General features: G+C 71.1%; 14 protein-coding genes. 4 read left to right on the top strand and 10 right to left on the bottom strand.

Features of this window, described 5'->3' with window-relative positions; genetic code table 11:
* Positions 1–7: 7 nt before the first annotated feature.
* Genes IC607_RS03425 through IC607_RS03400 form a run of 6 tightly spaced genes read right to left on the bottom strand, consistent with a single transcriptional unit; the run spans position 8 to position 4,687 of the window.
* Complete coding sequence (locus IC607_RS03425; protein WP_191785569.1) at positions 8–1,924, bottom strand: FtsX-like permease family protein; 1,917 nt, start codon at positions 1,922–1,924, stop codon at positions 8–10.
* Positions 1,921–2,598: an ABC transporter ATP-binding protein gene (locus IC607_RS03420; protein WP_191785568.1), complete on the bottom strand. Its 678-nt coding sequence runs from the start codon at positions 2,596–2,598 to the stop codon at positions 1,921–1,923. Before IC607_RS03420 ends, IC607_RS03425 begins: the two co-directional genes overlap by 4 nt.
* Entirely contained in the window at positions 2,595–3,116 is a 522-nt protein-coding gene (locus IC607_RS03415) for a PadR family transcriptional regulator (protein ID WP_191785567.1), read from the bottom strand. The genes IC607_RS03420 and IC607_RS03415 overlap by 4 nt, the downstream gene beginning before the upstream one ends.
* Positions 3,117–3,169: 53 nt before the next feature.
* Complete coding sequence (locus IC607_RS03410) at positions 3,170–3,652, bottom strand: hypothetical protein (protein ID WP_191785566.1); 483 nt, start codon at positions 3,650–3,652, stop codon at positions 3,170–3,172.
* Complete coding sequence (locus tag IC607_RS03405) at positions 3,642–4,187, bottom strand: hypothetical protein (RefSeq protein ID WP_191785565.1); 546 nt, start codon at positions 4,185–4,187, stop codon at positions 3,642–3,644. The genes IC607_RS03410 and IC607_RS03405 overlap by 11 nt, the downstream gene beginning before the upstream one ends.
* The gene (locus tag IC607_RS03400) at positions 4,184–4,687 is read right to left on the bottom strand and encodes a hypothetical protein (RefSeq protein WP_191785564.1); all 504 of its coding nucleotides are present in this window, start codon (positions 4,685–4,687) and stop codon (positions 4,184–4,186) included. The genes IC607_RS03405 and IC607_RS03400 overlap by 4 nt, the downstream gene beginning before the upstream one ends.
* 54 nt (positions 4,688–4,741) lie before the next feature.
* On the opposite strand from IC607_RS03400, the gene IC607_RS03395 reads away from it, so the two are divergent.
* Both IC607_RS03395 and IC607_RS03390 read left to right on the top strand, forming a co-directional pair.
* On the top strand, positions 4,742–5,125 hold the full coding sequence (locus IC607_RS03395) for a VOC family protein (RefSeq protein ID WP_191785563.1): 384 nt from the start codon (positions 4,742–4,744) through the stop codon (positions 5,123–5,125).
* Positions 5,125–5,913, top strand: coding sequence for a trans-aconitate 2-methyltransferase (locus tag IC607_RS03390; protein WP_191785562.1), 789 nt, complete (start codon positions 5,125–5,127; stop codon positions 5,911–5,913). The genes IC607_RS03395 and IC607_RS03390 overlap by 1 nt, the downstream gene beginning before the upstream one ends.
* Before the next feature lie 78 nt (positions 5,914–5,991).
* On the opposite strand, the gene IC607_RS03385 is transcribed toward IC607_RS03390, so the two are convergent.
* Both IC607_RS03385 and IC607_RS03380 read right to left on the bottom strand, forming a co-directional pair.
* Positions 5,992–6,261, bottom strand: a complete 270-nt coding sequence (locus IC607_RS03385) for a hypothetical protein (protein WP_191785561.1) — start codon at positions 6,259–6,261, stop codon at positions 5,992–5,994.
* 146 nt (positions 6,262–6,407) lie between these two features.
* Positions 6,408–7,067, bottom strand: a complete 660-nt coding sequence (locus IC607_RS03380) for a hypothetical protein (RefSeq protein WP_191785560.1) — start codon at positions 7,065–7,067, stop codon at positions 6,408–6,410.
* Between the two features lie 128 nt (positions 7,068–7,195).
* Between IC607_RS03380 and IC607_RS03375 the strand changes: the two genes are divergently transcribed.
* Positions 7,196–7,456, top strand: coding sequence for a GlsB/YeaQ/YmgE family stress response membrane protein (locus tag IC607_RS03375; protein WP_191785559.1), 261 nt, complete (start codon positions 7,196–7,198; stop codon positions 7,454–7,456).
* A 117-nt stretch (positions 7,457–7,573) separates the two neighbouring features.
* Complete coding sequence (locus tag IC607_RS03370) at positions 7,574–10,912, top strand: Ig-like domain-containing protein (protein WP_191785558.1); 3,339 nt, start codon at positions 7,574–7,576, stop codon at positions 10,910–10,912.
* 82 nt (positions 10,913–10,994) lie between these two features.
* Here IC607_RS03370 and IC607_RS03365 read toward each other — a convergent pair whose 3' ends face one another.
* Both IC607_RS03365 and IC607_RS03360 read right to left on the bottom strand, forming a co-directional pair.
* Positions 10,995–12,698, bottom strand: coding sequence for a cellulase family glycosylhydrolase (locus IC607_RS03365; protein WP_370525979.1), 1,704 nt, complete (start codon positions 12,696–12,698; stop codon positions 10,995–10,997).
* Positions 12,699–12,844: 146 nt separating this feature from the next.
* Positions 12,845–13,570, bottom strand: coding sequence for a YqjF family protein (locus IC607_RS03360; protein ID WP_191785557.1), 726 nt, complete (start codon positions 13,568–13,570; stop codon positions 12,845–12,847).
* Between the last annotated feature and the right edge of the window lie 192 nt (positions 13,571–13,762).

Below are 13,762 nucleotides of genomic sequence, written 5' to 3'. Positions count from 1 at the left end.
CTCGAGGTCACTCCGTGCGGAGCAGGCGCGGGTCCAGCTTGGTGCGGATCAGGGGGATCGTCGCCAGCGAGACGACGGCCGCGCCCAGCAGGCTCGCGACCAGAGGGACCGTGAGCCGCCCCACGCTCGTCGAGCTGCCCAGGTCGCCGTAGCGGAGGTAGCCCCGCATCAGCAGCGCGCCGCAGCCGGTGGCCAGCAGGATCGAGATCCCGAGAGGAAGCAGGGTCTGCAACAGCTGCCCTCGGCGCAGCACCCGCGCGGGTACGCCGACCGCGATCTGCCGTGCCACGGCCCGACGACGCTCGAGCGCCCGGTCGATCGTGCCCAGGCCCACCGTGATGAGTGCGATGCCGATGATGATCGCGGACAGCGACCAGACGATCGCTCGTACCTGCATGACTTGGTTGATGTCCTCGTCTGTCGGGTACACGAAGACCGACATCCCGACGTCACCCGCCGCCTTCTCGACGGCGGCCTGGACCTGGGTACCACCGCGAGCCACGACGTCGACCCCATGGGGCAGCTCACTGGCTCCAGCGATCAGGTGCGTGGGGATGAAGACGGCGTCGAGTCGCCCGTACACCCAGCGATCGTTGGTGGCCTGGACGTCCTCGATGATGGGTACCGAGCCGAGGGCGACGTCGGCGTGCACGGCATCGTCGTCGTCGGAGCCGCTGAGCGTCACGTGTGCGACCTGCCCGCGTGCGAACTCGGTTGCCTGGTCGTGAGCGCCGGCGTCTGCGGGCCGGATCACGGCGGCTGCGTCGTCGCTGCAGCCCGTCGCCACCATCATCAGCTCGAGCTGTGTGCACGTGCCGACGAACGCCGAGGTGCACTCGTCCTTCGCGTTGCAGACGTCAGCGGTCCAGCTGTCGACGAGCCCGGCCACGCCCGGCACGGCTCGGAGTGCGGCCCCCTGCGCCGCGCTCACGATCTCGTCGTCGCCGCCGAACGGGCCAGACCACGCTCCGATCGTCTGCGGACCTTCATGCAGGACCTGGTCGGCGTACCTGAACTGCGGTGTGGACTCGAAGGCCACGAGCACGCCCGACGCACCCGCGACGAGGAAGGTGGCCACACCGATCCCAGCCACCAGCCGAGCGGCGCCAACAGGCTCCGCCTCGATTGCCCGTCCGGCCAACACAGAGGAGACCGAGCGCGACCGCGCCATCGCACTAGCGCACCAGGTCGCCAAGACCGGGGTGCTCAGGGCGATGGCGATCGCGCCGACCACCGCCCCTCCCAGGAGTGCGCGCTCCTGGAGCGTGTGATGCGCACTCGGATCTGCCCAGGCGGCCACCGCGAGCAGCCCGACGGCGACCGCGAGCAGCAGCAGGCGCCAGACGCTGGGCCGCCGGTTCGTGGACTCGGAGCGTGCGCCTCGGCCCGTGGCTCGCAACGCCCGCGCAGGCGCCAACGACACCAGTACGGACAGCACCACGACGCCCATGAGTGTGGCGAGCGCCGTCGGCACCTGGACGGTCAGGGGTGCTACGAACCACTTCGGGCCAGCGGCAACAGCGCGGTCGACGGCGGGCGCGAGCGCAACGAACGCGGCCCAGCCGATCACCGCGCCGACGAGGGCGAGCGCCGCGTTTTCGACGGCCGCGACCGTCTGCGTCTGGGACCGGCCCAGCCCGATGACCCGCAACGACGCGAGGCGGCGGTCGCGGACGGCCGACGACAGGCGTCCGACGGTCAGCAGCAGCACCGCGACGGGCACGACGAGCGCGATGACGACGCCGACGAGGGTCGAACGCTGGTCCGGGTCGTACTGCAGGTGGCCCGGATAGGCGGCGGACGGCAGCGCGACGGCGAGCAGCAGGACCAGCACGCCGACGGCGTTCCCGGTGATGACGGAGACCGCGCGCACCCACCCGCCGGCCCGGGCCAGGCGCAGCCCGAGCGGGACGAGCACCGTCATCGCACGCCCACCTGGTGGGCGACGACGCCGTCGCGCAGCTCCACGTCCCGCGACGCGTAGGACGCGACGCGCAGGTCGTGAGTCACGAGCAGCACGGCGGTGCCGCGCTCGCGGGAGATCCCGACGAGCGCCTCGAGCACCAGCTCGCCGGTCATGGTGTCGAGCGAGCCGGTGGGCTCGTCGGCCAGCACGACATCGGGCGTGTGGACCAGGGCCCGCGCGACGGCGGCGCGCTGCTGCTGGCCACCCGAGACCTCCGACAGTCGTCGGTCGGCCTCGTCGGCGACGCCCAGCAGCTCCAGCAGAGCGAGCGCCTCGCGTCGGGCCGTCCGGCGGCCCGTCCCCGTCAGGCGCAGCGGCAGCTCGACGTTCTCGACGACCGTCAGCTCGGGCACCAGGTCGCCGAACTGGAAGACGAACCCGAGCTTCGCGAGGCGCACCTGCGAGCGACGACGGTCCGACAGGTCGTCGATCCGGCGACCACCGATCTCGACCGTGCCCGCATCGGGCCGCAACAGCCCGCCCAGCAGGTGCAGCAGCGTCGACTTGCCGGACCCGGACGGGCCCATGAGCGCGACGACCTCGCCGGGCTGGACCTCGAGGTCGACCCCGTGCAGCACCTTCGTCGGGCCGTACGCGTGGTGCAGACCGCGACCCGCGAGCGCCGCGGTCACGCCGTCACCTCCGCGCGCAGGTCGGCCAGGCGTGCGCCCGCTATCTCGATCCAGTCCAGGTCGGCCTTGAGGTGCGCGATCTCGTGGTCGCCGGCCAGCCGGTCGACGACGTCGCCGTCGTGCCGCGCGGCCGTCAGCACCCGCATCCGGTCCAGGTACACCCGGCGCTGACCGGCCAGGACCTCGTCGGCCGACCGTCCCGCGACCAGCGCGAGGACCACCCGCGTGAACAGCTCGCCCGGCCGGCCCGACGGCAGCGCCGGGGTGGTGAGCCACGAGTCGAACTCCTGCACGCCGAGGTCGGTGATCGCGTAGACGCGGCGGTCGGCGCCCTCGCCCTGCTCCACCCCCACGCCGCGCGCGAGCCCGTCGCGCTCGAGCCGAGCGAGCGTCGAGTACACCTGCCCGTACTTGAGCTCGCGCTCGTGCCCGAGCACGCGGTCGTACCTGCGCTTGAGCGCGAACCCGTGCGTGGGGCCGTCGTCGAGCAGTGCCAGCAACGCCATCGGAACCGTCATGCGCAGGAATGTACACTGAGTGTATTCACCGAGGGAATACCCGCCTCGATGGGCTAGGCGAGGGGCGGCGCATCGTCGTCGGACTCGGGTCGGTCCTCCAGCTCCGCCCACCGTCGCAGGCGAGCGATCGTCTCCCGTCGGGGCGCGTCGAAGAGGGAGAACCTCACCTCCCGCTTGCCCGTCTCGACGACGATGCCCTCGCTCCACTCGGGGTGGTCCGGGAACTCCCCGCGGATCGCGACGACGTCCTTCCGCCACGCCCGCCGCGTCGGGAAGAGTGCTCGTCGGAGCTCGAGCGCGTCGGGCAGCAGGACGAGCCTCGGAAGCCGGCCTCCCGTGCTGGCGTAGATGTGAAGCCCGCACGTGAGCGCCATCGGGATCGCGACGGCCCAGAACATCGGCTCGAGACGTCCGGAGAGGGCGCCGAATCCCGAGACGAGCGCATTGGCACCGAAGATCGGGCAAAGCCACCACGCCATGGACTGCAGCTGGGTGCCGATCGCAAGCACCTCAGCCTCGTCGGGGTTAGCCGTCATGGTCGCTCTCCCCGTGGATCGCCACTCCGTCCGGGCGCGCATCCACGTCAGCCCACTCCTGCAGGCGCACGACGACCCGAGCGGGCGACGACCCGAGTCGGGGCAGTCGGACCGAGCCCGCAGCCGTCTCGACGATCACGCTGTCGCTCCAGTCGGGGTGGGCCGCGATCGACCCATGGACCGCGGTGACGTCGCGCCGCAGGACACGGACGGATCGACGCAGTGGCCGCCGCAGCTCGACGGCTTCCGTGGTCAGCACCACGTCGGCGGGACTCGCGATGTTCGTCGTGAAAGTCCAGCTCACACCGACGAGCATCATCGCGCCGCCGCCGACGATCATGACGGGATCGCGAGACACGACCGCGTTGATCAGGGCCGCCAGCGCGGCCGCCGCGTACACGTCGGAGCACCAACGCTGCCTGCGCAGGCCCCGCCGGTTCGACGCGAGGACCTCCTCGGCGGGGCGGGCTGCGGTCGCGCGTCCCCTCATCCCATCGCCGGCCGCCGCCCGAGCGTCCGCTCGCTCGTCGGTCATGGCGCAGCCTCGGTTGGCGGGCCGTCGGGCTGGTTCACCGCCACGGGTGTCTCGCCGACGCCCGCCCACTCCTGCAGCCTGCCGATGAGCGTCGCCGGCGACGCCGAGGACCGGGGGAGCGTCACCGTCCGGTTCGTCGTCTCGACGACGACCCTGTCGCTCCACGACGGATGGAACGGGATCGAGCCACGTACCGCGACCACGTCGGCGCGCTCGACGCGGAGCGGCGAGCGAAGCGGACGTCGGTATTCGAGAGTCGTCCCGACGAGCGTGATCGACGCAGGCTCGAGGTAGTGGGCGGCGAGCAGGATGAACGCGACCCCGAGGCCTATGAGGCCCGCGGCGACGGTCATGAACGCGTCGTGGTCGAGGACGGCGGCGGCGCCGTAGACGACGGCCATCGCGCCGTACACCGGGAGGAAGAGGTTGCGTTGCCTCCGCAGCTGCGGACCGTTGGTGGCGAGGGTCTCGACGTCGCCTGCGCCGTCCGCATCGGCCATGCCTGCCATGCTGGCACCAGCGTCGACCACGCGCCCCCGCACGAAGGAGACTCCATGCTTCGCATCACCATCACGTCCGTCTTCGTCGACGACCAGGCCAAGGCGCTCGACTTCTACACGCGCATCCTCGGCTTCGTCGTCCGCCAGGACGTGCCGCTGGGCCCGACCGCCCGCTGGCTGACGGTCGGGATGCCCGACGACGACCGCATCGAGCTGCTGCTCGAGCCGTCGGAGCACCGTGCGGTCAAGCCGTTCAAGGAGGCGCTGGTCGCCGACCGCATCCCGTTCACCTCGTTCTCGGTCGAGGACGTGCAGGCCGAGTACGAGCGCCTCGTCGACCTGGGCGTGCGCTTCACGCAGGAGCCCGCGCCCATGGGCCCGGTGACCACGGCGGTCTTCGACGACACCTGCGGGAACCTCATCCAGATCGCCGGCTGATGCCTGACCCGCTCGCCGCGACCTTCGACACGCGCGCCGAGCTGTACGAGCGTGCGCGACCGGGGTACCTGGACGCGCTGTTCGACGACCTCGCGACGACGGTCGGCGACGCCGCGCGGGTCCTGGAGATCGGACCGGGGACGGGTCAGGCGACCCGCGGCCTGCTCGCGCGCGGATGGTCGGTGGTCGGGCTCGAGCCGGGGCAGAACCTCGCCGCGGTCGCGCGCCGGGTGCTGGTCGGGGACGTCGAGATCGTCGGGTCGAGGTTCGAGGACTGGCGCGGTGTCGGCCCGTTCGACCTGGTGCTGGCCGCGACGTCGTGGCACTGGGTGGACCCGTCGGTGGGCTTCCGGCGTGCCGCGGAGCTGCTGCGCCCGCGCGGCGCGCTGGCGATCGTCGCGACCCAGCACGTCCTGCCCGACGACGGCGACCCCTTCTTTCGCGACGTCCAGCGCCTCTACGACGAGGTCGGCCTGGGCGACGGCAGCGACGGACCCGAGCCCCCGGACGCGATCGTCGCGCCGGACGTCGAGGCGATCCGCGCGAGCGGGCTGTTCGACGAGCCCGTCGTCCACCGCTACGTGCGCGGCATCGACTACACGGCCGACGAATACCTGGCGGTCCTGGACACGTACTCCAACCACATCGCCGCGAGCCCCGACCAGCGCCAGCGCCTGTTCACCGGCATCCGCGCCATGATCACCGCGCGCCCGTCGGGCACGGTCCGCAAGCACTACCTGACGCTCGCGCAGGTGGCGCGCGTGACCTCCGGTGCCCCGCCGAGATAGGCGTCTGCGGGCGAGACAGGCGTCTGCAGGGGTCTGTCTCGCCCGTAAGGGTCTGTCTCGGTGTGGTCGGTCAGCCTGTCAGCGGGTGCGGCGGCCGACGACGAAGCCGCCGACCGCCCCGAGCACCAGAGCGCCCGTCACCAGCAGCGCGATCCCGAGCCCCTGCCCGCTGGAACGGGAGTAGACCGTCTCCGACATCGGTGCGTACGCGAACCAACCGAAGCCGCGGTGCAGACTGCGCCACAGCGCGACCCCGCCGCCGCCGACGAGCAGGATCCCGACGACGAGCGTGGCGGGCACGACCCACCGCGGCAGGGCGGGACGCGACACGGGCTGGCTGGTCGACATGCCCGCATCCTCCCGTGCGGGCCGTCGCAGGGCAATGGCCGGACCTCGCCGTCGCCCCCTCGCCGACTTCGAGGTCTCGCACCCAGTTCGAGCCCAGCAACCCTCGAGCTCGCGCCCAACCCTCGACGTCGGGGGCGCGCCGGGCGTCAGCCGTCGCGCAGGGCGGCCGTCAGGATGCTCGTCGGGGAGTGGCCGTCGACGGCGAGCCACGGGGCGTCGTCGTCGCGGTCTGGACCCCAGGCGACCGCGACGTGGATGTCAGCCCGGCCCTGGGGTGGCATGGGCGGCAGCCGGATTACCAGTGTGGCGCCGTCGAACCCTGTGCCGAAGTCGGTGGGCGGTCCACTGTCGGGGGTGAGCAGCTGGCCCCACTGACGTGGGAGGGCATCGACGCGGGGCTGGTCGCGGACGCGGCGCGCCAGAACGTCGTCGTCGTGCGTCCCGATGGCCAGGGCGACGCCGCCGCGCTCGTACGTGACAGCGCACAGCCCTTCGTCGGACTCGATGCCGCCGCGGCCCTTCCCGGCGAGTCGGGAAGTGATCGTCGTCGGGCCGACCGGTGCGTGTGCCACGACCATCCAGACGGCACCGACGAAGTCGTCGAGCGGCTCCCCGTAGTCGGCCAGCCGCGAGTCCACGTGCGCGACGACGAGCGTCACGTCGACGACCCCGCTCACCGACCAGGTCTGGGCGGAACCCGTCCGCAGCGGCCGACGGACCGGCGCCGGGAACCGCACGTCCTCGACGTCGCACGCGAGCGTGATCTCGCCCAGCGGCGTCGCGACGGTGTGCTCCAGGGCGGCCATGACGAGATCGTGCCAGGCACCTCGCGCGCCGAGACAGACCTTTGCGGGTGAGGCCGACGTCTGCAGGGGTCTGTCTCGCCCGGAAACGTCGTTCTCGCGGGAGGGGCGGCGTGCCCTAGTCTCAGCGCATGCTCATTCTTGGTCTGATCCTGTTCGGCATGCTGATCGGCGCAGCGGCGCAGCTGATCCTCGGGCGTGAGGGCAAGCGCATCGACTGGACCATGGCGATCGTCGCCGGGTTGGTCGGCTCGTTCGTCGGCGGCCTCCTGGTGAGCCTCATCGCGGGCGACGGCATCAAGTTCCGCGCCAGCGGCATCATCGGCTCGATCGTCGGCGCCATCATCGTGACGCTCATCTGGCGCTGGTCGCGGTCTCGCTCGGCGCGCTGAGCTCGCGCAGGATTCATCCGATCGCGTAGGTGAATCGCCCCCGCCAGGGCGAAGTCTGTGGAATCCTCTGCGCCAGGCGCGCCTCGACGCCTGCAACAGGGGAGACGCAGGAGCATCATGGGCCGCTGGGTTCGCATCGTGCTGGTGGCCGTGCTGATGGTCGCGGGGTTGGCCGTTGCACCTGCGCAGGCTGCGTCTGTCGCACTCTCGGGGAAGGTCGCGTACCCGAGCGGGTACATGGGCGATCGCCCGCAGCTCACGGTGACCGCAGCCTCGCCCGACGAGCCGTGGTCGCCAGTCGCGACGGCGGACGTCGCCGCTGACGGGACGTACCGGCTCGACGGGCTCGACGCGCAGACGAGCTATCTGGTGTCCATCGAGGCTGGCTTCATGTTGCATGCCGACGTCTACGGCGGCTACCTCGTCGACGCCGCTGGTCGTCTCGGACCCCAGGCCAAGGCGCTCGCCGTCAGGCCACGTGCGGGCCAAGCGCTCGTACTCAACGCCGCGGTCACGCTGACCGGTCGCGTGGTCGTCCCCTCGGGCGTGACCACGACCCTGAGTGCCATGAGAGTTCAGGTCTTCAGCAAGTCGCCCGGGACAGGCATCGTCGCGCGACTCGACTCCACGGGTGCCTTCGTCGTCAACCGACTTGACCCTTCGGAGCAGTACACCGCCGAGCTGGAGGACGGGTCGTACGAGGGCATGATCCTGCCGGGCTATTACGCAGGGGACTCAGCCGTCGGCCTCGTCGACCGCTTCTCCGCCGTCTACGTCCCCGGCGGATCGAGCATGACGATGCACCCCGCCGCGGCCGCCGCGATCAGCGGGAAGGTCGTGCTGCCCGACGGCTACGAGGGTGACGTCACCGCCATGCGCGTCTCCGCGGTCGCGACGGTGGGCGCTCCATACGGCAGCAGCGGAACCGCGAACGTCAGGGCCGACGGGTCCTTCCGGGTCAGTGGACTCCGCGCCGACCGGACGTTCCACGTCTCGTTGGCCGACGAGAGCCACGCCGTCGTCGGCGGTGATCTCACGGATGTCGCGACGGGCGAGCTGCACGAGGACGCCGACGACGCGGCTGTCGTCTCCGTCCCGATCGGCAACCTCACGATCCGCCCTGCACTCTCGGCGCACCTGGTGGTCGACGTCGCGGTGCCGACCGGTGTCACGGTTCGCCAGAGCGACCTGAGCGTCGTTCTCCGGGCGGGCGACGGCGCGCGCGTCTACCCGGTCTCCCGCGTCGCGCAGGGCTTGTCCTTCGTCGATCTCAAGGCCGACGAGCAGTACACCGTCTGCCTCACGGACCAGAGCCAGGTGCTCGCGCCAGGGTGCTACGGCGGGGTGGGTGCTGCTGGGCTCGTGCCCGAGGATCGCGCGGAGCGCGTCCCACCCGCAGGGTCGGTGCGCCTGACGCCCGTTGCTGCCGTGACCATGTCCGGGATGCTGTCGATGCCGTCGGGCGAGCAGTACGACGGCTATCAGTGCGACGTGACGGCTCACGCTTGGAACGCGAGCGCCAAGACCTGGTCGTACGAGACCTGCGGCACCGTCAGCAGCAGCGGGTCGTTCGCCATCGGGGGGCTGGACCCCGACACCGAGTACCAGCTGTCCGTCAAAGGTCACGGCTTCGTCGGCGGGTACCTCGTCGACGACGACGGCGGCACGGGCCTGCGCAGCAAGGCAATCTCGTTCGCGCCGCGGTCCGGCGTGGTGGTCGTCATGCGCGAGGCGGCAGCGCTCACCGGCGACGTGGCCCTGCCCGCCGACACAGGGGGCCTCGAGGCCACGGTGCGGGACGAGGACGGTGACGTCGTCGCGGTCAGGACCGTGCGCGACCTGCAGCTCGACGTCCGTGGGCTCGACCCGGACCTGAGCTACTCGATCGAGCTCACCGACCGGTACGACGGCATCGTCGGCGGCTTCTACGCGGGTGACAGCACCAAGGGACTCGTCGGGAGCGACGCGGCGCTTCGCGTCACGCCGCCCGCCCACGTCACCATGCATCCCGAGGAGCGGGCCACCCTCTGGGGGCAGGTCAGCGTCCCTTCGGAGTGGTACGGATCGCTGGCCGGCGTGACGGTGCACGCGTGGGCGCGGGACCAGGGAACCGGTGCGTGGGTCGAGCGCGGAAGCTCGCGGGTCGACGACGACTACAAGAATTTCGCCATCAAGGACCTGCGGCCAGGCATCGACTACCGCGTTCAGGTGACGGACAGCTCAGGTCTGTACGTCGTGGGCTGGCTCACGGACGATCTCGGTGCCGTCGGAGCGCAGAGCGACGCCGTGGCGGCTGAGGCGGGCGCGTTCCGGTTCGTGACCCTGAAGGTCGTGTCCGAGCGCACGGTCCGCGCCGTCGTCGCGCCGGTGACGAGCGGCCGCTGGACCACCGGCTCGGTGGTCTCCGTCTCCGCCGGCGCCTGGTCGACGACGGGCCTCACGTTCGACTACGTCTGGTACCGCGGCGAGGAGCGTCTCGACGATCCCCAGTCGGCGCGGCACACCTTGACCGCCGAGGACGTCGGTTCCCGGATGTCCGTGCTCGTGCGTGCGGGCAAGGAGGGCTTCGTCCCGGCGTACTTCTACCTCACGGGACCCGTGGTCGCTCCGGGGACCTTGTCGCCGTCGTCGGCGCCGAAGGTGTCCGGGACGACGTCCGTCGGCTCGACGCTCCAGGCATCGTCGGTGTCGTGGTCATCGGTGAAGGTCTCCACGAGCTACCGCTGGTTCCGTGACGGTTCGCCGATCAGCGGCGCCACCGCCTCGAGGTACGTCGTCACGCCTGCCGACCTCGGGAAGCGGCTCGCGGTGCGCGTCACCGCGAGCGCGCCCGGGTACACGTCGGCCTCGACGACGTCGGCCTCGACGTCGGCAGTCACCCCCGGCAGGCTCGTCGTGAAGTCCGCGCCCCGGGTCTCGGGCACGGCCGTCGTGGGGTCACGTCTTACGGCCTCGACGGGGACGTGGTCACCGGCGAAGGTGGCCGTGACGTACCGCTGGCTGCGGGACGGCGTCGCGATCAGCGGCGCGACGAGCGCCACCCACGTCGTCACGTCCGCCGACGTGGGCTCGAGGCTCGCGGTCCGCGTGACCGCGCACGCGACGGGCTACGCGGCGGCCAGCTCAGCCTCTTCCTCGTCGATGGCGCACCGGTCGAAGCCGACCGTGAAGGTCGCGCTCTCGCGCACCGCAGCTCGCACGTCCGACCGGGTGCGTGTGACGGTGATCGTGTCGGCGCCTGGTGTGAAGCACCCGGCCGGCAAGGTTGTGGTGACGTACGGGCACCGCCGCCACACGGCGACGCTGACGTCCGGCAAGGCCGGGAAGATGACCTACACGTTGCCCGCTCTCGCGAAGGGCCGATACAGCGTGTCGGCGTCCTTCACCCCGACTGGCTCGACGGCCAAGGCGACGACCTCCGCGCGCTCGCGCTCGGTCTCCCTGCGTGTGCGATGAACCAGTCGGTTCGGACGTGAAACAGTCGGCCGGAACCGACTGAATCGGTTCCTGCCGACTGATTCTTGCTGGGCGGGGTCGGTCAGCTCACCGTGCCCGTGACCGATGTGCCGGTGCGCTGCACCGTGTAGGTCAGCAGCTGGCCGCTCCAGAAGTGGAACGTCAGCGTGACCGGACGCGCCTCCTCGACCTGCGCGAAGAACGCGGGCTTGAGGACGATCGTGTCGCCGGCGGGGACGAAGTCGGAGTCGAACTGCTTGTACGACGTCCAGCTCTGCGGCCCGGCGAAGGAGCCGTCGGCGTACGTCGCCTCCATCGTCGCGAGCCGGTCGCCGTTGAACTGCGTCGGAATCGCGAACGCGTCCGTGGTCCCGGTGGCCGACGACAGCACGGGCGTGGTCGCGTTGATGACGGAGATCTTCCACGGCAGGCCGCGGGAGAACGTCGCCGTCAGCGTCGCGGCGGTCCCGAGCTCACCCGAGCCGGACAGCTTCTTGAGCAGCGCGGCGGACAGGGTCAGCGTGCTGCCCGACACCGTGTAGTCCGTGCCCTTGACGAGCGTCTTGTTCCCCTTGGCCAGGCCGCGGAACTTCAGTCCGTTGAGGTTGAGCGTCACGTCCTGGGCGGTGACGGCGCCGGGGCGGACGAAGACCTGGTCGGTCGAGGCCGTGCCGGAGCGGGTGGTCCAGCTCGACCTGATCTCGGCGAACAGCTCCGGGTCGCTCCACTTGTAGGTGGTCCGGTTCAGGTGCTGGCCGTTGTCCCAGAGCATCGTCGTGATGCCCGACGTGCGCGCCGTGTACCCCAGCAGCTCGAAGAACTTCAGCTTCTCGCCCTGCTCGATGGTGCCGGTGTTGGCGTCGAAGCCGAGCAGGCCGTACTCGCCGAGGATGACGGGGATGCCCTGGTCGACGAGGGTCGACTTCACGCGCGCGAAGGCGCCGGTCAGGTCGTTCTGGGCCGTCTCGTCGAACCGGTAGCCGCCCGCGATGTTCACGCTGAAGGGCCAGTAGCCGTAGTAGTGGAAGGTCGCGGCGATGTTGGGATCGTCGAGCTTGGTGATGGTGGACGCGAGCGAGTCCAGCTTCGCCTGCGCGTTGTCCGTGTTCAGGGACGGCAGGACGAGCACGCGGGTCGCGTTCTTGGCGCCCGACGAGCGGACGGTGTCGACGAACGTGGTGTTGAGCTCGTCGAGGGCGGCGAGCTGCGCGTCCTGGTCGGCCGCGCCGGCGAACTGGGGCTCGTTGATGCTCTCCAGCAGCAGCTTCTTCGACGTGTGCTTGAACCGCTGCGCCAGCTGCTCCCACGTCGCGGTGAACTGCGCGACGACCGCGTCGTGGTTGGTGGGCATCGTGTTGACCCACTGCCACGAGTCGTGGTGGACGTCGAGGAGGACGTAGAGGTTCTCGTCGAGCGCCCAGTCGACCACCTGCTCGACGCGGTCGAGCGTGGCGGGCGCGATCGTGTAGTCGGGGGCGGCGCCCTCGTACTGGCCGACCGTGAACGGGATGCGCACGCTCTTGAAGCCCTGCTGGGCGACCTTCTTGAACAGCGTGCGGGTGACGCGGGGGTTGCCCCACGCGGTCTCGTCGGCGCCCACCGAGTCGAGGGTGTTGCCGAGGTTCCAGCCCGGCTGCATGTGGGCGACGGTCTTCTGGGCGGCGGTCTGGGGCCGCTTCGCGCCGGACGCGGGGGAGGCGGCGTGCGCGGGTGCGGCCATGGTGGCCGACAGGACGAGCGCCGCCGCGACCGCGGTGAGGCTCTTCCAGGGAGGTCGTGGTGTCACGGGTCAGGCCCTTCGTCGTCGTCGGGGCGGCGTTGCCCCGGATGCGCTCGCGTGGGCTGCATCGCCGTCACATCGAAGCGCTTCGACGGCGAGTGTACGAGCGTTCCTCCCGATTCGCACCCCTCTGATGCGATTCGGACCCGGGCTCAGCGCAGCGGGTCGGGACCCGAGAAGCGGGCATGGACGCCCGACGAGTACAGGACGGAGTCGGGCGGTCGGGCGACGACGCCCGGCAGGCCGGCCGCCGCGACGAGCTCGTCGACGAGCGTGACGAGCGTCGCCCGACGCAACGGCCAGCGCTCGTGGTCGTTCGGGACGTAGCGCGTGCGGCCACGCAGGACCGTGTGCATGCCCCACCGGGCGCTGAGGAAGTCGGCGAGCGGGTCGTTGGTCACGACGTCGGCGGACGGGCGGACGACGATGCGCGACGACGGCCGCGATCCGGTGAACCGCTTCGACACGTACTCGATCGCGTCACCGTCGCGCCGGATCGACATCCGCGCCCACTGGTACGGCACGTTCATCACGGCCCGCGCACCCAGGACGGTCAGCACCCGCGACGCCTCCAGCGACCGGAACAGCACCCCGCGCCGGCCCTCGTCGTCGACGGTGTAGAGCCGCACGTTGATCTCCGGGAACGTGCCGATGTACGGCAGCGGCGGGCCCGGCGTCAGCGCGAACCGCGACATCTGGAAGGCGATCAGACCGACCCACGACGAGCCGTCGTGCTCGTCGGGCCGCGTCCCGGCCGGCAGCAGCGGCGCGACGACGTCGGGCGCCACCCGCCAGTGCAGGAAGCTCACTCGCAACCACTCCTGCGCCAGGATCACGCGCCGCGTCAGGGGGAGCGGCACCGGCCTGATGGGGTCCATCGGCTCAGACTAACGACGGTTGGTTAATTTGTTAGGAAGTCTTCCGTTCAAACGATTCGGACATTACGGTCGTCCGCAACCCCACCGGTCCGAGGCCCGCCCGGCACCGGTGAGGCCCACCGCGCCGACGCCGTCGCGGTGCTCGAGCCGACCCCACCGGCCGGCACACCCCCAGATCGTCCCCACGCTCGG

Source organism: Cellulomonas sp. JH27-2, from assembly GCF_014837175.1.
In the GTDB taxonomy this organism is placed as follows: domain Bacteria; phylum Actinomycetota; class Actinomycetes; order Actinomycetales; family Cellulomonadaceae; genus Cellulomonas.
This window is presented reverse-complemented; position numbering and strand designations above follow the sequence as displayed.